Origin of the sequence: Acinetobacter sp. CIP 102136 (assembly GCF_000369685.1) — a bacterium.
Lineage (GTDB): Bacteria > Pseudomonadota > Gammaproteobacteria > Pseudomonadales > Moraxellaceae > Acinetobacter > Acinetobacter fasciculus.
The window spans coordinates 42359-61732 of the sequence record NZ_KB850144.1 but is presented as its reverse complement, the minus strand read 5'-3'; the positions used below and the strand labels follow the sequence as shown (position 1 = coordinate 61732).

At 39.4% G+C, this 19374-nt stretch carries 19 protein-coding genes and 2 pseudogenes; 10 read left to right on the top strand and 11 right to left on the bottom strand.

Features of this window, described 5'->3' with window-relative positions:
* Window positions 1-374 precede the first annotated feature (374 nt).
* Both F893_RS15455 and F893_RS15450 read left to right on the top strand, forming a co-directional pair.
* Window positions 375-1370, top strand: a complete 996-nt coding sequence (locus tag F893_RS15455) for a zinc-dependent alcohol dehydrogenase family protein (protein ID WP_004281843.1) — start codon at window positions 375-377, stop codon at window positions 1368-1370.
* On the top strand, window positions 1360-2376 hold the full coding sequence (locus F893_RS15450) for a zinc-dependent alcohol dehydrogenase family protein (protein WP_004281844.1): 1017 nt from the start codon (window positions 1360-1362) through the stop codon (window positions 2374-2376). The genes F893_RS15455 and F893_RS15450 overlap by 11 nt, the downstream gene beginning before the upstream one ends.
* 14 nt (window positions 2377-2390) lie before the next feature.
* Here the strand turns inward: F893_RS15450 and F893_RS15445 are convergent, their stop codons facing one another.
* Complete coding sequence (locus tag F893_RS15445; protein WP_004733180.1) at window positions 2391-3290, bottom strand: LysR family transcriptional regulator; 900 nt, start codon at window positions 3288-3290, stop codon at window positions 2391-2393.
* A 135-nt stretch (window positions 3291-3425) separates the two neighbouring features.
* Here F893_RS15445 and F893_RS15440 point away from each other — a divergent pair, with 135 nt between their 5' ends.
* The 4 genes and pseudogenes from F893_RS15440 to F893_RS17600 form a co-directional block, all read left to right on the top strand.
* Complete coding sequence (locus tag F893_RS15440; protein WP_005253119.1) at window positions 3426-4166, top strand: SDR family oxidoreductase; 741 nt, start codon at window positions 3426-3428, stop codon at window positions 4164-4166.
* A 73-nt stretch (window positions 4167-4239) separates the two neighbouring features.
* Window positions 4240-5238: a zinc-binding alcohol dehydrogenase family protein gene (locus F893_RS15435; protein ID WP_004281847.1), complete on the top strand. Its 999-nt coding sequence runs from the start codon at window positions 4240-4242 to the stop codon at window positions 5236-5238.
* 20 nt (window positions 5239-5258) lie between these two features.
* Complete coding sequence (locus F893_RS15430; protein ID WP_004281848.1) at window positions 5259-5543, top strand: putative quinol monooxygenase; 285 nt, start codon at window positions 5259-5261, stop codon at window positions 5541-5543.
* A 174-nt stretch (window positions 5544-5717) separates the two neighbouring features.
* Window positions 5718-5846 (top strand): annotated as a pseudogene (locus F893_RS17600) (IS3 family transposase); the annotation flags it as partial.
* Between the two features lie 117 nt (window positions 5847-5963).
* Here the strand turns inward: F893_RS17600 and F893_RS15425 are convergent.
* Window positions 5964-6383: a hypothetical protein gene (locus tag F893_RS15425; protein WP_004281849.1), complete on the bottom strand. Its 420-nt coding sequence runs from the start codon at window positions 6381-6383 to the stop codon at window positions 5964-5966.
* A gap of 259 nt (window positions 6384-6642) precedes the next feature.
* Here F893_RS15425 and F893_RS15420 point away from each other — a divergent pair, with 259 nt between their 5' ends.
* Window positions 6643-6852, top strand: coding sequence for a hypothetical protein (locus F893_RS15420; RefSeq protein WP_228127370.1), 210 nt, complete (start codon window positions 6643-6645; stop codon window positions 6850-6852).
* A gap of 225 nt (window positions 6853-7077) precedes the next feature.
* Here F893_RS15420 and F893_RS15415 read toward each other — a convergent pair whose 3' ends face one another.
* From F893_RS15415 to cadR, 7 genes are all read right to left on the bottom strand, one after another.
* Window positions 7078-7260: a hypothetical protein gene (locus F893_RS15415; RefSeq protein WP_004281850.1), complete on the bottom strand. Its 183-nt coding sequence runs from the start codon at window positions 7258-7260 to the stop codon at window positions 7078-7080.
* 203 nt (window positions 7261-7463) lie between these two features.
* Window positions 7464-8363: a cation diffusion facilitator family transporter gene (locus F893_RS15410; protein ID WP_004665978.1), complete on the bottom strand. Its 900-nt coding sequence runs from the start codon at window positions 8361-8363 to the stop codon at window positions 7464-7466.
* A gap of 85 nt (window positions 8364-8448) precedes the next feature.
* Window positions 8449-11607: an efflux RND transporter permease subunit gene (locus F893_RS15405; protein ID WP_004281852.1), complete on the bottom strand. Its 3159-nt coding sequence runs from the start codon at window positions 11605-11607 to the stop codon at window positions 8449-8451.
* Window positions 11597-12832 carry an efflux RND transporter periplasmic adaptor subunit gene (locus tag F893_RS15400; RefSeq protein ID WP_004281853.1) on the bottom strand — a complete coding sequence of 412 codons (1236 nt, stop codon included), beginning with the start codon at window positions 12830-12832 and terminating at the stop codon, window positions 11597-11599. The genes F893_RS15405 and F893_RS15400 overlap by 11 nt, the downstream gene beginning before the upstream one ends.
* Window position 12833: 1 nt before the next feature.
* Window positions 12834-14201: a TolC family protein gene (locus F893_RS15395; protein WP_004281854.1), complete on the bottom strand. Its 1368-nt coding sequence runs from the start codon at window positions 14199-14201 to the stop codon at window positions 12834-12836.
* A gap of 49 nt (window positions 14202-14250) precedes the next feature.
* Window positions 14251-14661, bottom strand: a complete 411-nt coding sequence (locus F893_RS15390; RefSeq protein ID WP_004733191.1) for a hypothetical protein — start codon at window positions 14659-14661, stop codon at window positions 14251-14253.
* Window positions 14662-14802: 141 nt separating this feature from the next.
* Window positions 14803-15195 carry a Cd(II)/Pb(II)-responsive transcriptional regulator gene (gene cadR / locus F893_RS15385; RefSeq protein ID WP_004281856.1) on the bottom strand — a complete coding sequence of 131 codons (393 nt, stop codon included), beginning with the start codon at window positions 15193-15195 and terminating at the stop codon, window positions 14803-14805.
* Between the two features lie 90 nt (window positions 15196-15285).
* On the opposite strand from cadR, the gene F893_RS15380 reads away from it, so the two are divergent.
* From F893_RS15380 to feoB, 3 genes are read left to right on the top strand one after another with little or no spacing between them, the layout of a single operon-like run.
* Entirely contained in the window at window positions 15286-16566 is a 1281-nt protein-coding gene (locus tag F893_RS15380; protein WP_005253114.1) for a cation efflux transmembrane domain-containing protein, read from the top strand.
* An 11-nt stretch (window positions 16567-16577) separates the two neighbouring features.
* The gene (locus tag F893_RS15375) at window positions 16578-16838 is read left to right on the top strand and encodes a FeoA family protein (protein WP_004281857.1); all 261 of its coding nucleotides are present in this window, start codon (window positions 16578-16580) and stop codon (window positions 16836-16838) included.
* Window positions 16828-18657: a ferrous iron transporter B gene (gene feoB, locus F893_RS15370; protein ID WP_004281858.1), complete on the top strand. Its 1830-nt coding sequence runs from the start codon at window positions 16828-16830 to the stop codon at window positions 18655-18657. The genes F893_RS15375 and feoB overlap by 11 nt, the downstream gene beginning before the upstream one ends.
* A gap of 122 nt (window positions 18658-18779) precedes the next feature.
* On the opposite strand, the gene F893_RS15365 is transcribed toward feoB, so the two are convergent.
* Entirely contained in the window at window positions 18780-19205 is a 426-nt protein-coding gene (locus F893_RS15365; protein WP_004897257.1) for a hypothetical protein, read from the bottom strand.
* Between the two features lie 61 nt (window positions 19206-19266).
* Window positions 19267-19374 (bottom strand): annotated as a pseudogene (locus F893_RS17955) (IS6 family transposase); the annotation flags it as partial.

The window sequence follows — 19374 nt, the reverse complement described above, 5'->3', positions numbered from 1 at the left end:
AGCGAAAATTTTCTATCCCTGTTTTTAGTTTTTTTTAAATTAACATCGTAGAGCTGATGCTAAAGTCACAAAGAATGGGACTTTTAGCTCCCATTTTTTATTTTGGCTCATGTTCTTTGTGATGCTGTGACCTTTTAGAATTATGTTTCAAATTTTAGCCACTTTGTAGATATTTTGAACGTTTCAAGCCTTGAAAATACTACCGACAGTTTAGATTAAACTGCCTTTACAGACTGTACTAGAATATTTTTAGTGAGCGGATAATATTTATTATTCATTATTTAGGAATTATCAAATCCTATAAATATCATTTATTGGATTAATTTACTTTGGTACTGTGCATATCATCCCCCAGTTAAGAATAAGGAATAACTATGAATAAGATGATGAATGCTCTTATCTTAGAAAATTTTGGTGATCATGAATTTAAACGTGTAGAACTCCCTATACCTCAACCTGAGGCTGGGCAAGTTCTAGTACGTATTCATGCTAGTGGTGTAAACCCTATTGATTATAAAATTCGTCTTGGTGAAGCACCATATGCTATGCCAGAGCTTCCTGCCGTGTTGGGAACAGATATGGCTGGGGTTGTAACTGCTATTGGTGAAGGTGTCACTCACTTCAACGTCGGAGATGAAGTTTACGGTCTGATTGGTGGCGTTCGTGGTCTTCAAGGATCTTTAGCAGAATATGTTGTAGCAGATGCTGATCTGATCGCATTAAAGCCACGGAATATCTCTATGCGCGAGGCAGCAGTACTACCATTGACGTTCCTCACCGCTTGGGAAGGTTTAGTGGATAATGCTAAGGTCCAACCAGGGCAAACTGTACTGGTTCAGGGTGGTGCTGGTGGCGTTGGTTATATGGTGGTTCAGCTTGCAAAAGCACTTGATGCAAATGTTTGGGCGACTGGTCGTACAGCTGATCAATCACTGATTTCAGAACTCGGTGCAACACCTCTCGATTACACAACAGCATCTTCCGATGACATTATTGCTGCAAGCCCTGAGGGTCAAGGTTTTAACATTGTTTACGACACTGTGGGTGGTCCAGTACTAGAAGCTTCACTTTCAATGACAACTCACTATGGCCACATTACCAGCTGTGCTGCATTTGGTAATCATAATTTAGCGAGTTCATCTCTACGGTGTGCCACACTGTCTGGCGTATTCGTCCTATTGCCGATGTTAACAGGTAATCGCCGTTCTCATCATGGTGATGTCCTTAAGATCGCGACTCGTCTCGTTGAGGAAGGTAAACTGCGTCCTATTGTTGATCCTCGTCATTTTACTCTAGATCAAGCGATTGAGGCTCATGATGCTGTTCAAGATCGCTCTGCCAATATTAAGGTCGTGATTGATGTCATTTAACGCACTTCAGGCCAAGACTTGGCGCTTCAATTCTATTGGAGATACAGATGTTCTGACATTAGAAACACTTCCTGTGGCTTTACCAGCCGCAGGAGAAGTTCTAATCCAGATGAAAACGATCGGACTCAACCGGGCTGATGTGATGTTTCGGCGTGGTACTTATATTCAAAAGGCAGTATTCCCCTCTCGTCTGGGATATGAGGGAGCAGGCGTAGTTCTGGCGATAGGTGAAGGTGTACGCCAATTTTCTCCAGGAGATGCAGTATCGATTCTTCCGACTGACAATCTAGCCAAATATGGGACATATGCGGACAAGCTTCTGATTCCAGAAACTTTTTTAGTTCACAAACCCGATAGTTTAAGCTGGGAAGAAGCTTCCTCAATCTGGATGCAGTATTTGACGGCTTGGGGTGGTGTAATCCATGCTGGTGGAGTTTCGAAAGGAAAAACAATCTTGATCACAGCAGCTTCAAGTAGCGTAGGACTAGCTGCGATACAGATAGCTGAAGCAGCGGGTGCTAAGGTCATTGCAAGTACACAGACGATAGAGAAAAAGCAACGTTTACTGGATCTCGGTGTTAAAAATGTTATAGCCAGTGAAGATGAACCAGATTTGTATGAGGCGCTTGTTTTACGTTTAGGTGGAGAACATCTTGATGTCGCCTTCGATGCTGTAGGAGGGCCACATATTGAACAGATTGCAAAAGCGATGTCTGTAGGAGGAACTATGGTTATGCATGGTGCACTTAGCCCTGAGATCACACCATTTCCTCTTAAAGTTGCATTACGCAAGAGCTTAACCATGCGAGGTTTTTTGTTCCTTGAGGTTCTCCATGACCCTGTTTTAAGGGAGCAAGCCAGACGATTTATTCTTAGCAGTATAGGTGCAGGATATCTTCGCCCAGTGATCGACCGTTGCTTTGACTTTGAGGACATGCATGACGCTCAGCGCTATCTTGAATCAAATCAGCAAATAGGAAAAATTGTAGTTACTCTAGATACATGATGGTCTTATCTGATTCAGGTTTCTATATGGCCCAGCACTTCCACTAAGTAATCAAACAATGCTCGGATTCGCAAAGGTGTCGGGCCCCGCTGTGGACGATATAAATACAGGCGCCAAACGGGAGAGGTTTCCTCATGAAGTATCTGAATGAGCTTACCACTCCTAAGCCACGGCAAAACTAGAAATCCAGGCATGTGTCCGAATCCAACTCCAGCGAGAATAGCTTGAAATTCAGCTTCTAGATCATCTGTAATAAAACGAGGCTTTGATGGCGTGAAGCTTCGACTTTCGGTGAATGTCCATGGCCAGTAACGCCCTGTTTTATGATCGAATAGTGCTGTTAGAGGGTATTTATCTAAGTCAATAATTTTTTTAGGCATTCCAACCTTATCAATTAACTCTGGCGTACCCACAGAATAAAAGTTCACTTTAGCCAATTCCCTTGCCACATATCGATTGTCCGGCAAAAATCCAAATCTGATCCCGATATCTATCCGCTCATCGATCACATCCGAGTGTGAATCTGTTAGCACACAATCCACGACAATATCTGGATAACGTGTGGCAAATTCTGCTAGTGCGGGTACTACCAATTTGCGCCCTAACACAGACGACACAGTAAGACGGACGGTCCCACGCATTTCATCTCGTTTTTCCTTGGTGTCTTTTACAAACAGAGCATCAATGGATCCTACCGCAAAATGTGCTTGCTTTGCCAGACGCTCACCATCAGCGGTAATTTTAATTTGTCGAGTACTCCTGTAAAACAGAATCTCTCCGCGCTGCTCTTCTAGCTCTTTTATTGCCCGTGTCACTACCTGCGGGGAAATACCCAGCTGAGTGGCTGCCTCTTTAAAATTTCGAGACTCTGCTGCGACACAAAAGATACGCATCATTTCCAATTTGTTCTGCATGTCCAATCCTGTGTTATGGTAATTATTCCGTAAATAGGAATTCTGAAAGATAATATTATTCATTTATTATACCTAACAAGGCTGTAATACTTAATCCATCAAATATGATTGACAGATAAGTTGAAGGTTACTTGTATGAATAATATAGAAAATAAAGTTATTGTTATCACAGGTGCATGTAGTGGTTTAGGTGAAGCTACTGCTCGCTTACTTGCTAAAAAAGGTGCAAAGGTTGTACTTGGTGCTAGACGTACTGAAAAATTACAGGCTATTGTTCACGACATTCGTGCTGAAGGTGGTCAAGCTGAATTTATTGGTATGGATATAACCAAACCACATGAAGTACAAGCACTTATTGAAAAGGCATTAAGCGCATTTGGTCAAATCGATGTATTGGTAAACAATGCTGGATTAATGTCTATTGCACCATTAAGTGAGCTAAAAGTTGATGAATGGGATCGTATGATCGACATTAATATTAAAGGTGTTCTTTATGGTATAGCAGCTACACTGCCTGTTTTCCAAAAACAAAACTTTGGACACTTTATTAATCTCGCATCTGTTGCAGGGTTAAAAGTATTTAGTCCAGGAGGTACTGTTTATAGCGGTACTAAGTTTGCTGTAAGAGCCATCTCTGAAGGCCTTCGTCATGAAGTTGGGGGAACAATTAGAACGACGACTATTGAGCCTGGTGCAATTGAGTCAGAACTAAAATTCGGTTCTTCTCATAAAGAAAGTTCAGAGTTTGTTACTGATTTCTACAAACAAGCCATACCAGCTGACTCAGTCGCTCGAGCAATTGCTTATGCAATTGAACAGCCTGCGGATGTAGATATTAATGAAATTGTTTTGCGCCCAACGAGCCAAGAGTTTTAATGATTGAATAACATAAAATGGGAGCACTTCGCTCCTATTTTTACTATATTTTTTTAAAGTTAAGGACAAATCTATGAAAGCCGTATCGTATGTTATCAATAACCATGATGATTTTAAAAATTCATTGGTAGATATTGAAAAAGCGAAGCCTACGCTTAAGGAGCGTGATGTACTGGTAAAAGTTCAGGCAATCTCTGTGAATCCAGTTGATACCAAAGTGAGAAAAAATTCGTCTGAAGCAAATAATCGTATTTTAGGTTGGGATGCCGTTGGGGAAATTATTGAAGTTGGCTCAAAAGTTACCGCGTTTAAAGTAGGAGATTCTGTTTGGTATGCTGGCGATTTAACCCGAGATGGTAGTAATGCTGAGTTTCAAGCAGTCGATGAACGAATTATCAGTCTTAAACCAATTACAGTATCTAATGCAGAAGCAGCAGCATTGCCATTAACTGCAATAACGGCATGGGAAATGCTGTTTGATCGATTTCAAATTTCAGAAACAGAAGTTGGCAGTATTTTAATTATTGGTGGTGCAGGCGGTGTAGGATCAATTGCTATCCAACTCCTAAAAGCAAAAACAAATCTGACCGTTATAGCAACAGCTTCACGGGAAGAAACGAAATCTTGGGTGGAATCACTTGGTGCCGACCATGTCATTGATCATAGCAAAGATTTAAATGCACAAATCGAGACACTAGGCATTGAAAAACCAAAATATGTATTCTCTACAAATCATACAGAAACGTATATCAAGCAAATAGTTTCTCTGATTGCACCACAAGCCAAGCTTGGATTGATCGATGATCCACAAACATTTGATATTATGCCATTTAAGACTAAATCTATTTCTATCCATTGGGAGTTGATGTTCACCCGTTCAATGTATGAAACCGATGATATTGAAAAGCAAGGTGATCTATTGCAACAGGTTGCTCAATTAGTTGACCAGCAAAAAATTAGAAGTACCCTCAACCAAAATCTAGGCAAAATTAACGCTGCAAACTTGGAGAAGGCGCATAAGTTACTTGAATCAGGTAAGTCAAAAGGCAAAATTGTACTAGAAAACTTCTAAAACAAATTAAAGGTGAAATAATGACTATTTCAGTAATTGCGAACTTTAAGGCAAAGTCAGATCAAAAAGAGACGTTAGAAGCGCTTTTAAAAAGTGTAATAGAGCCTACGCTTCACGAAGAAGGATGCTTGAAATATGAGCTTTATATTAGCGAAAATGACTCGAGTAGATATTTCTTCTTAGAAGAATGGCGTAGCAGGGAGGATTTAGATATCCATATAGCGTCTGATTATATTCAAAGTTTATTTGGTAATATCCAATCGCTCATTGAATCCAGTGATATTGTAGAAATCAAAAAAATATAGCTGTATTCGGACATTATGATGAAGTATTCTTCAAAGTAACATAGGGACTTAGAAAGTTAATATAAAAATGGGAGCTCTAAGCTCCTATTTTTTAATTTTTTAGTAGTAACCTAGGCTTCAACAAATTATGCCCCTAAGGGGAGCCACCAATACCCTGCATTTTGACAACAATGTCATCGTTTAGAGGCAGCAAATTTACGAGCATCAGTCGGTACAACTGGTGATTCATATGATATTGCTTTGGCTGAAACGGTGAATGGCTTATACAAAACAGAGGTTATTGAATATTTAAAAGCAGATTGGCTTACTCTCAAGCCTTTGATTTTATGTGAAAGCATATAAACTGAAAAAACAATAAATGTTCATACTGGAACTTTAGATATGAATCCATGAAACATTTATGAGTAATAAAGTTTCATACTAGCTTATGACCCTTACACGTTTGCCATAGGTACGCCTACCTGTACCAGAACAAACTGGACACCATGAGTTATTGTGAAATAAGTTTTGAAAAGTAGGATTCCATTTATGCTTCTTTTCACATTGCACATCAAGCTTCTGACGTACATTGATGTATTCTGTAGAAAATAAAACACCGCCTTTACTTTCTATAAATTCCTTAACAAATTCATAGGTATGCGCAACATCTCTATTGCTACATTCATTACACCAAGATTTTTTATGTATATGAACGGCAGGAGTGGCATAAAATTCATGGCCTTTTTCACATCTATATAGGAGTTTAACAGTCCTACCTAGATATTCTTTTGAAAGACATTCTCCTTTATGCTGTTTCGCATAGTTTTGACACCATTCAAGATTGTATTTAGGTAAGGCCATAGATAAATCCTTTGAGCAATCTAGTATGAGAATTTATTGCTCAGTATGATACTTTAATACTTAGTATGAAACTTTTTTACTGCCCCACATAGGCTTTTTGATGTGGAAAGGTGCAGGCACAACTGGCTTAGACTTTGCAAGCTTTACTAAATCCTTTTTAGGCATTATTGGTGTAGGTGCGGCTTTATAATTCGCAATAAAATTTAGTCTGCCTAAAGCATTTGTGTTTCCCGCAATCGCTATTTTATTGGTTGCTTGCTTGTTCCCCGCATTAAATTATTATGCTCTTGAAGCATCTGAAAAGTCATTTAACCAAACAACCAATTTTTTAAGTCAGCCAGTACATAAGTTTTCAGCAAATAAAATAACTGTACTTTGGGGCATGTGGTACATGAAAGCCCTATATTTAGCCATAGCAGGTTTAATTGGCTTTGGCATAGCTAAAGCTTTATATCCTGAAGTGATTTAAAAAAATTGGATATTTTTATTTAGAAATTACATTGTATGTTTACAACATAAATTGAGATATATAAAGATGACCCATTGAAATGGGATTAAAAAAAATACTTTATTTTTAATATTATAATTATATGTAGTTCAACTAATGGTGTGATAGGTTTTAGTTATAAACTTATTCATTCAGGAATTATATTGCTGAATGAATAAGTCTAATTGATTTATTTATGCAACCCAACTATTCATTTGATTCATTTGATTCATTATTTTTAACTTGTTTTTGTTTAGAATTTTCAACTTTAGAAGCTTTTAAATTCTTTTCAAGAAATAACAAGCCGCCATCTGCATAACTAAAACTTGCGATACTAAAGAATGCACTAATTAACAGTAATTTAGTACAAAATTTATTTTTGAATAGCATGTTTATTTACTCTCATTTAATACTTGTTAGATATTCTAACTTTAAAGAATTAACACCCAGAGGACTCATAAATTACATTCTTGTAATTTTAAAATGTCTCAGGATGGTGTTTAAAGTGCGTGTGATAAATAGAAGTGTAATACAGGAAAATGGTAAGGTTTATCAGCCTAGTCATCTGTCCATTATGTAGAAAGAGCAGCACTTTAATGTTTATGCTGTTCCAATGTATTACATTCCTTACTTTCTATTTGTAACGTAATTTCAGTAATACTATGATTATGTTTTAGAACGTCTAAGGCCTTTTGATAGAGCTGATCTGGATCGCTATTAGGAGCAACCAAATGAGCAGTTAAATGAATGTTTTTTGAAGATATAGCCCAGACTTTCAACTGATGAATCCCTTCAACACCCTCTAGCATCAATAAATCATTTCTTAACGACTCAATATCAATCTCATCAGGAACCCCTTCAAGCAAAATATGGATACTTTGTTTTAATAAAACCCAAGTTCGAGGTAAAACCCAGAAGCCAATTAACACAGCGATTACGGTATCTACCCACATCCACTGGGTAAAATAAATGACCACTCCTCCGATAATCACGCCTATCGATCCCAGTGCATCACTAAGGACTTCTAAATATGCGCCTTTCACATTTAGACTTTCTTGAGCACTCGCAGAAAGGATTTTCATTGAAATCAAATTTATGACCAAACCAATGACTGCGACAATCATCATTCCAACACTTTGAATTTCAGCAGGATGCGTAAAGCGTTGGTAAGCTTCATAGACAATATATATCGCCACCACAAAAAGCATCACTGCATTAAACAGAGCCGCTAAAATTTCGAATCGCTGATAGCCAAAAGTTCTTTTATCATCTGCGGCTTTTTTACCAATTTTGATAGCAGCAAGAGCAATAGCTAATGCGGCTACATCAGTAAACATGTGAGCGGCATCAGACAGTAATGCTAAACTTTGGGTAATAAAAGCAGCGACAACTTCTACTATTAAAAAAGTAGTCGTTAAACCCAAAGCAAACATTAATTTCTTACTATTTCCTTCAGTAACAACCGCATGGCTATGATCATGATGTTCTGACATAAAATTTTCCTTATTCAATCCATGATTAGCAGAGATACTTGAGACAGGCTCAATATCTCTGCTAAAAATTGCTTAATCTAATGGATTAAGAAGCTTTCTTTTCATTCATCCAGCGGTACAGTACGGGCAATAAAACCAATGTAAGCAGGGTAGAGGAGATAATTCCTCCAATAACCACTGTTGCTAAAGGTCTCTGTACTTCTGCCCCAGTTCCGGTTGCCAAAGCCATCGGGACAAACCCAAGGGACGCCACACAAGCTGTCATCAGCACAGGTCTAAGACGCAAAATTGCACCCTGCCACGTTGCATAATAAAGGTCATATTGTTGTCGCAACTCTTTGATAAAGGTAAGCATGACTAAGCCATTCAGTACAGCCACCCCCGATAGTGCAATGAAGCCAACCCCTGCTGACATGGATAATGGAATGTCACGCAACCACAACGCGATTAAGCCTCCACATAAGGCAAACGGTACACCACTAAAGACCAGTAAGCTTTCTTTGATATTATGGAATACAGCCATCAATAAAATAAAGATCGTCAACAATGCGAGCGGAACCACCAATTGCATACGCGCTTTTGCAGACATCAGATTTTGAAATTGACCGCCATAATCTATCCAATAACCGCTTGGTAATTCCTGTTTGGATAACGTGCTCTGAAGCTCTGTTACGAATGAGCCTAAATCACGTCCTTCTACATTTGCAGTAATAACCACTCGACGTTTACCATTTTCACGGCTGACCTGATTAATACCCAGGATATTTTCAACGCGTGCCACATCTTGCAGTTGGACTAAACCACCATTCGGCAATTGAATAGGAAGTACCGCTAACTGTTCAGGACTACGCTGGGATTCATCTAGACGGATGACAAAATCAAAACGCTTGTCTCCCTGTAAAATTGTTCCAACATTCTGGCCACCGACACTTGTAGCTACCAGATCCTGAATTGCTCTTACCGACAAGCCATATTGTGCAGCTCTGGACTTATCCACCTCTACATTCAACAAGGGTAAGCCACTGGTCTGTTCTACATTAACGGCTGTCGCGCCTGAAATTGAGTTAATTTTTTGAGAAATTTTATTCGCTTCGCGATTTAGAATCTCCATGTCATCACCAAATAATTTGACACCCACATCACTTCGCACCCCTGAAATTAACTCGTTAAAGCGCAGTTCAATGGGTTGCGAGAACTCACTGTTATTTCCCGGCAATGTCGCTAAGAAAGTAATCATTCTTTGGCGAAGCTCATCAATCGTTTGTTTTGGATCAGGCCATTCATCATGAGGTTTTAACAGTACCACGCCATCTGAAATGTTGGGTGGCATAACATCTGTGGCCACTTCTGCTGTACCGGTACGAGCAAAGATCGCTTTAATTTCAGGAAATTCTTTCAACAGTAACTTTTCAGTATTTTCCTGCATTCTCAGTGACTGTTCTAACCCTGTACTTGGGGAACGCATTTGCTGAACAGCAAAATCACCTTCACCCAGTTGAGGTGCAAACTCGCTACCTGTTTGAGTGGCTAGCACGCCCGTAAGCACTAAAATACAGGCAGCCACAATAGTCACAAATAAACGAAGCTCATAGGCTTTATCTAAAAGCAGTTCATATTTGGTTTTAAGCCAATGCATCCAGCGACTTTCGGTTTCCTTGACTTCTCCAGTGACAAATAGGGCAACTGCGGCTGGCACAAAAGTGACAGATAAAATCATGGCCCCAATTAAAGCCAGTACAACAGTCATTGCCATAGGATGGAAAAGTTTGGCTTCTACACCCGTCAGGGTAAAGATAGGTAGATAAACCACCAAAATAATTAACTGTCCAAAAATCAGAGGACGACGCGCCTGTTTTGCAGCCAAGAAGACTTCTTTAAATCTTTCAGAACGGCTAAGTAAACCACCTTTCAGCTTCTGAGCTTCTGCTAGCCGACGGATACAGTTTTCTACAATAACCACTGCACCATCAATAATAATACCGAAGTCCAGTGCCCCTAAACTCATCAGATTTGCACTAATCTTCTGCTCTGCCATTCCCGTCAAGGTAAACAGCATTGACAGTGGAATAACGCAAGCCGTGATCAGCGCAGCACGGAAATTACCTAGAAAGAGAAATAAAATAACAATGACGAGGATTGCACCCTCAATCAAATTTTTCTGAACGGTTTTGATCGCCCGATCAACCAAATGCGTACGGTCATACACAGTCTCAATCACCACACCTTTAGGTAGCGATTGCTGGATCGATTGCACCTTTTCATCAATGGCTTGAGCAACGGTACGGCTATTTTCTCCCATCATCATCATGGCAATACCCAATACAGTTTCTTCACCATTATAGGTTGCAGCCCCTGTTCTCAAGTCATGACCAATTGAGACATTGGCGACATCTGCCACCCGAATCGGATAGCCGTTTTTATTGGCAATACTGATGTTCTGGATATCTTCAATCGTGTTTAAAGTGCCGGGAACACGAACCGTTAGCTGTTGTCCATTTTTCTCAATATAGCCAGCACCACGGTTTTCATTATTCTCTGTTAAGGCAGTTTGTAAATCAGACAAAGGAATTTGCAATTGTTGCAATCGGTTCAGATCCGGGGCAACCACATAGGTTTTATTAAAGCCACCAATGCTGTTGATCTCCGCAACGCCTTTTACGCGCTGTAATTGTGGCCTTACAATCCAATCCTGAATTTCACGTAAATCCATAGCCGAATAAGCGGTCCCATCCGGTTTTTTAGCATTTGGTTCGGCTTTAATCACCCATTGATAGATTTCACCTAAACCTGTCGAAATAGGTGACATGTTAGGTTGCACATCTTCAGGCATTTCTCCCATTGCTTCTTGCAAGCGCTGGTTGATAAGCTGTCTGGCCCAGTAAATATCCGTGCCATCTTCAAAAATGATGGTCACTTGCGATAAGCCGTAGCGTGAAATAGAACGGGTTTGTTCCATTTTCGGCATGCCTGACATGGCATTCTCGATTGGATATGTAATCCGCTGTTCCATTTCTAAAGCCGTAAAACCATTGGCTGAAGTGTTAATCTGCACCTGAGTATTGGTAATATCTGGTACAGCATCAATCGGTAACTTTTGATAACTATAAATACCAATAGCAATCCAAGCCGCAATAAACAGCATGACCCAGATTGCGTTATGGATAGAAAACTGGATCAGTCGATCAAACAGTCCTTCAGGTTTTACCGATTCGTGGTCTGGAATTTGAGGAGTTTCAGTGCTCATGTGAAGCCTCTCCTTTTTCCAGCTCGGATTTCAGTAAAAAACTGCCTTGAGCGGCATATTTTTGTCCCTGACTAAGCCCACTCACCACTTCAATCCATTGGCTCTCCCCAGATGATTGCCCTAATTTCACAGGTTGCGGACTGAATTCAACTTTTTGTCCATGCTGAGTGGCGACAAAAACCACATCTTTTCCATCGACATTCTGAACAGCGGACTTAAGTACCCGTAATGCGGTACTTTCACTCCGTTGTTGCAACTGTACGTTCACCATCAAGTTTGGACGTAATTCGGTTGCATTCGATTCAACTTTTGCTCGCACCTGAAGACGACCTGTTTGAATATCCGCTTCAGTATTTAAAGTCTGAATAACAGCTTGATAAACCTTTTCTGTTTGCAAGGATTTAAATTCGATCTTTTGATTCGGGGCTAAGCCCATAATTTCAGAATTTGGAACAATAAACTCAAGCCAGAGTTGATCTAACCGGTCTATCGTAAAGAGTTGATCGGCTAACTGAACATTTTCCCCGAGAACCAAATCCTTTTTACTGATCACGCCAGAAATGGGAGCTTTCAAAATATAGCGTCCGTTACTGGCATTCACTGCACCAAATGCACTTAAACGTGATTGGGCCGCTTGAACCTGAATTTGTGCCCGTTTATAGCTGTTATAAGCACGTTGATAGTCCTGTTTTGCTGAAATGCCCTGTGACCAAAGCTGACGCTCACGATCATAGTCTTGTTTCGCCAGTTCAAGGTTGGTTTGTTCAATTTTAAGATTGGCCTGCTGATCAACTAGATCAGGAACAAGCAACGCAGCCAAAGGCTGTCCTTTCTGAACTTTTTGACCGAGTTCTACATAGACATTTTCTACATGACCACTAAAACTCGGTGAGACGTGCGCTTGCTGGTCAGTATTCACATTCAGTTTGGCAGGATAAGAACTTAATTTAACCACCGGGCCTTGATCGACCGCTGATAATTGTATGCCCTGTTCCACCAGTTGCTTGGCAGTCAGGCTCACACCTTCTGCATGCTCTTCGGTTTCACCGCCATGTTCTTCTCCGCTTTCTTCCTCTGCATGTTCATCTGATGTTTCCGATTTATTCTTACCAGTTAAGATCAAAAAAATACTGAGGAGTACGGTAGCGCCGATAACCAAACTAATCAGTAGAGGTTGAGAGATTTTTCCGCTCTGTTTTTTTAAGCTGTTTTTAAGATCGAACATGTTAATTTCCCCCACCAATGACAGGCATGGCCTGTATGTCTTGCCATAAGTTTTGATTGATTTGTGCAATAGCATCTTTCGACATGACTTCACTTGGGCTAATGCCTAAGCTCAAACTTTCTGCTTCAATGGCCTTTTGCCAGCCATCCCGTAACAACTGGACTTTACGCAGACGGATGTCTTGTAATTGAAGCGTGGCTTGCTGAACATCGGTTAAAGCAAACTTGCCTGCCAAGAAACCTTGTAGCGTCTTACTTTGAACTTGAGTCGCCAAAGGAATTTGAGTCTCGTCAACGACTTTGAATTGCAGCTCTAAACCCTGCAACTCGGTTAAAATTGTGCCTATTTGCAGCGCATTTTGCTTCAGATAAAACTCTTTCTGACGCTCTAATAAGTTCATTTTTTCTTGCGCGATTTTTATGCCATTTTGCTGACGATCGAAAATATTAAGCGGTACACTGACTCCGACTACTAATTGATTTTGTGTGGAGTTTTCCAAGGATTGGGTGCGGTTGACACCTAGGTTTAAAGTGGGGTTAGGACGTGCCTTTGCCCTTAGTTGATCAACCGTTGCTTGAGACTCTAATACCAGTAAAGCTCGATATTTCTCAACGTAGTTTTCCGCTAAATATTCTTGAACCTGTTCATGAGTCGATTTTGGCCAGAGCTTTTGTGAAGAGAGGTTTACCTGCAATGACTTATCAGACGTACCCCATAAATTTGATAATTGTTGGGTGGCCACTTGTACCTGTAAGTCTGCCTGTCTAAAAAGACGGATATTTTCAGCATGGCTTAAACGTGCGCGATTTACATCTACTTGGGCAATACTGCCTGCATTAAAGCGCTTTTCGATTGCTTGAAGGTTTTCTTGGCTCACCCGAAGTTGTTCATTGACAATGTTTTTTTCAAGTTCAGCAATGGCCAGTTGTGACCATACATATTTCACTGCAAGCTCAATTTGTGCTTGATAAATCTTCTGTTTCAGCGCTGTTTTATCTGTAGAGAGACTGGCTAATTTTTGGTTTGCTCTTCGCTCACCAAAAATATCCAAGGGTTGTGATATGCCAATGGTAAGCTCTTTTTCATTATTTGAACCAAATCCCGTTTGTTCAACTGACAGTTCAGGATTTTTAAACAGCTTACTTTGCTGAAGATTCGTGGCATTAATGCTGTTTTGCGTTTCCCAGAAATTTTGGGACGCTTGATATTGGTTAACCTGCTCAATAGCTTGCTGCAGCGTTAAATCTTGAGTACTGGCGACTACGGAAGTACTGAAGCTGATCATTGCAGATAGCAAGATACCGCTACCTAAGGCTGACCAGGATAAATTCAGGATGGAGGTATCCTGATGTAATTTGTTTTTTGACATGAAAATGCCCCACGCATAATGAAATTAGGAGTGGTGGGCTTTTATAAGACTACCCCACCAATAGTAGGGGCAAATCGGGAGGCGGGGTTAATTGATCCAGATAAGGGGGTTTATAAAAAGTTATTCCCAAATAAGTTGGGGTAATGCCGGTCTCAAAATTAGCTTTAAGCTTCAGATCATCGGGTGGGTCAATCTGAATCACGATTGTATTTGAGAAATGACTGCACTTTTCGTTAAAACAAACCTTCTGACAATAGTCATAGATTTCTTTATAGTTTTCTAGGGAATAAAGTGCTTGACGAGGACTATCACTCTTTTCGTCTAAATCGATTGGATTAGAGAGTATTGAATTGGGTATGTTTGGCATTTCATGCAGACAAGCAGCCTCTGCCACACTCCAAATATTCTGGAATGTGAATAAGAGTACCAATATCTGGATTAGAAATGTTTTTCTCTTCATACACAAATCTGTATTTAAAACACCAATCGGAAGCTAACCAAAGCTATCTAAGATCTGATCACAAAATTTAAGTCACCTTAATCTTTTTGCAGCCTTAAGTAAAGATATACAGAGTTTTTGAAAAAGCATAGGTCTAGATAATCAAGCTAGATTTTTTAGAACTCCACATTGGTCAATTGTACATAAACCATCACAAGTACCTCTTAAATCAGATAATTGTTCAATAAGCTTTTGTTGCTTGATTATATTTTCTCTGATAGCACTGACATGTAAGTCAATTAATTCATTCACATCTGAACAATTTTTCTTGGGATTATCTTTATAGGTGAGTAATTGACGAATTTCATTCAAACTCATATTTAAAGTTCGGCAATTCAAAATAAACTTAATTCGCTCAACATAGCCTATATCGTAAAGGCGGTAATTTCCTTCCGTTCTTTCGGGTTCCGGAATTAAACCTTCCTTTTCATAAAACCTAATTGTTAATACTGAACATGAGGTTTTTTTAGAGAGTTCACCAATTTTTAAATGCATTGAGTTGGTATTTCCAAAAAATCTTGACTCTATAGTAACTATAGGGATTCTAATATTCAAAGTTTATAAATTTTTTTAATGGGTATAATTATGAGTGGTTGTGGATGTAGTAAAGAAACACCATGCGAAGATAAGAAATCTCAACAAGAAAATCATCCATCAATTGCAGAAGCAAACAATTCAAAGAATTGTGATAATACGCTTAGCTGTTGTGGTGAAGAGGAAGAAAAAAAATCTTCATCTCCTTGCTGTAACACTTCAAACAGTTGTGAAGATACCGCTCAATCCTGTTGTGGTTCTGATCCCAAAGAAAATTTAAGCACTGAAGACGTTTTAAAAGATTCGCACTACATGAGTGAATACTTAGTTCCCAAAATGGATTGTTCTGCGGAAGAACAGATGGTTCGTATGGCGCTATCTTCAATTGATGGTGTTCAAAAACTCATCTTTGATTTACCTAACCGGTCTTTAAAGGTTCTACATAATCAAAAAGATGAAAATATAACTACCAAACTTGAAGCTTTGGGTTTTGGTGCAAAGCTTGTGAAGACTGAAACTTATATAAGCAATCAACAAGCTAAGCAAACAAGTACCTATACCATTCCTAAAATGGATTGCTCTGCTGAAGAGCAAATGGTCCGTATGGCTCTTGCAGATATTGAAGCAGTTAAAGGTCTTACTTTTGATCTTCCCAATCGAAAACTGAAAGTCTTCCATAATGAAGGGAGTCAGCAAATTACGGCCAAACTTGAAGGACTGGGTTTTGGGGCGAAACTTGATGAAACACAGCTTTCTTCAGGCGATATACCTAATGAACCTGATCCTGTGAGACAAGCTAAAGTACTTAAACTGTTATTAGGCATTAATGCTCTACTTTTCTTTATAGAATTCATCAGCGGAATTATTGCTGCGTCTACAGGATTGATTGCTGATTCTCTAGATATGTTTGCCGATGCAGCCGTTTATGGTATTGCGCTATATGCCGTCGGAAAAGCTGCGAAATATCAAGTGAAAGCAGCCCATTTCGCAGGTTGGATTCAGTTATTACTTGCTGTCATCGTGATTATTGATGTCATTAGACGATTCATGTTTGGAAGCGAGCCAGAATCAACGCTCATGATTGTTATTGGCCTGCTCGCACTTATAGCTAACGTGACATGCTTATATCTTATTTCTGGTCATCGAGAAGATGGCGCACATATGAAAGCCAGTTGGATTTTCTCGGCGAATGACGTTGTCGTAAATATGGGCGTTATATTTGCCGGTGTACTCGTGGCGTGGACGGGATCAGCTTACCCAGACTTAATCATTGGCATCCTGGTTTCTTTATTCGTGCTTAATGGTGCTCGAAAGATTTTGGCTTTGAAGTAAGAGTATCGAAAATGAATCTATTTCAAGTTAAACAAAATCAGATCGTCAAAATTAGAGATCTCAAAAAAGGTAATCAATACAGTCATACCACTGATCCCGTATTGGAACGGCTCCAACTATTAGGTTTTAGAGAGGGTGAAACTCTACAAGTACTCACTAAAGGTGTTTTTGGCGGAGATCCTGTTTTAGTTCAAATTGAAACTTCAAGATTCGCATTAAGAAAGAATGAAGCTGAAAGAATTTTTGTAGAGTTAGTATCCAATGAAGATTAAGAACATTGCATTAGTCGGTAATCCAAATTGCGGAAAAACCTCTTTATTTAATACGCTTACTGGTACGCGACAAAAAGTTGCCAACTATGCTGGGGTTACCGTAGAAAGAAAAGAAGGTTCTTTTAAATTACCTTCTGGTGATGCAATACGAGTATTGGACTTACCCGGAACTTACAGTTTAAAACCTAGTAGTTTAGATGAAGAAGTCACCAGGGCAGTTTGTTTGGGCGAGCTAAAAGGTGAAATTCTACCCGATATTTTTATATGCGTTGTAGATGCCACAAATTTAAGCTTACATTTGAGCTTGGTTCTCGAAGTTCGTGCTCTAAATCGCCCTATGATTCTTGTATTAAATATGATGGATGAGGTCAAAAAGCGTGGTATTTCCATTGATAAGGATAAACTGTCTCAACTGTTAGGTATCCCTGTAGTTGAAGCTGTCGCAGTTAAAACAAAAGGAATTCAAGATTTAATTAATCAATTAGATCAAAAAAATCTTTTTATTACTCCTTATCATTCTGAATTAAGTCATTTTGAACAGGTCAAACAAATCACCAAACAAGTTATTTTAAATAATGACAGTGGTGATAAAAGAACCGCATTTCTAGATAAAATTTTTCTACATCCTGTATTGGGTTTAGTAATCTTAACTTTAACCATGTTTGTGATGTTCCAGGCGGTATTTATATGGGCAACGCCTTTTATTGAATTCATTGAAAATTTTGTCGCATGGCTCAGTGATTTTATTGGACCACTAATCCAACATCCTCTATTAAAAAGCTTGGTTGTGGATGGGGTAATTGCTGGTGCAGGTAGCGTGCTTGCATATATGCCTCAGATTTTGATTTTATTCTTCTTCATTTTAATGCTTGAAGAGTCAGGCTATTTACCCCGAGCAGCATTTCTTTTAGATAAATTAATGTCTAAAGCCGGGCTTAGCGGCCGTTCATTTATTCCTCTGCTATCCAGTTTTGCTTGTGCGATTCCCGGAATTATGGCAACCAGAAGTATCAGCTCTGAACGGGACCGATTAGCAACAATTATGATTGCACCCTTGATGACCTGTTCAGCAAGATTGCCAGTATATGCTTTATTGATCGCGGCATTTATTCCGAACCAATTAATCTACGGCTGGTTAAGTCTGCAAGGATTAGTCCTTTTTGGTCTTTATATGTCGGGAATAGTCTCAGCGTTATTAGTTTCAGTGTTTCTGAAATTGGTTCGAAAAGATAAAACTGAAAGTATTTTTATTTTTGAACTTCCCACATACCGAATTCCAGATATTAGAAATATTGCATTAGGCTTATATGATAGGGCAACTATTTTCTTAAAACGAGTTGGTGGCATTATCGTCGCACTGTCTATCTTGTTATGGGTGCTAGTCACGTTCCCTCAACCACCAGATAATGCAAGCATGCCGGCCATTAACTATAGTTTAGCTGGTCAGTTAGGACATTTAATTCATCCTATATTTGCGCCTATTGGGTTTACATGGGAAATATGTATTGCACTCATTCCTGCTATGGCAGCAAGGGAAGTTGTAATTGCTGCTCTTGGGGTGATTTATGCGATGTCAGGTGATGAAGATACAGTAACTCAAAGTCTGTTAAGTCAAATTTCAGGCCCGGATGGATGGGGGTTAGCCACAGGTTTATCATTATTGGTATGGTTTATTTTTGCTCCCCATTGTCTTGCTACGTTAGCAACAATTAGACGAGAAACTGGCAGCTGGAAACAGCCCATCATTATGGCAACTTATTTGTTTGCATTAGCCTACATCTTTTCATTCATCACATATCAAGTTGCGAGTAAGTTTTAATTAGCAAATGAATAAAAGAGGGGGGGAGCTAGCTCCCCCCCCCTTTATTAAATTACTCGATGTAAGCGTGGGCTTCTGAATACTTTTATCTAACTATAACAACTACTTAAATGTTTAAATCTCTAGGTTTTGAATAGTCGAGGTATCAGACGAATATAGATTGGTAAAAAGCATAGTTCAACGATAGTCTGAGTCAAGATTACAGCAGGAATTATGGGCATACTTCCCGGAATTGCAAAAGCTAATGGAAGAATAACAAATGAATTTCTATATGATGCTGAAAAGGACACAGCACTAGCAGAGCCAGATTCTAATCGAAAAATACGAGCAATTATCCAACCCACGAATGGAGCAATAATGGCAAAAGAAATATAAATTGGTAAAGCTTGAAGAGCTGCACTTTTTGCAAGCCCAATTTGAGGCATAACTGATGCTAGGACGATAAACAAAACTAGGGCTGTGGCAGGTACAGGAAATAAGTTTAGGCTTTCAGCCACTTTTTCTGCTTGTTCATTTCTATTCCCAATGAACTGAACTATAGCTGCCATTGCTAAGGGGGCACTGTTGCAAATAGAGATTTGAGTCGATGAAGTTCCTTTTTAAAAGTGCTTAGAGACCGAAAACCCTGTTGATTAGACACACTTCACCTTGAGGCTGACCATAATAAAATGACGATGCTTGTCCTTTACGTAGTGCACGCATGACTTCAATACCTTT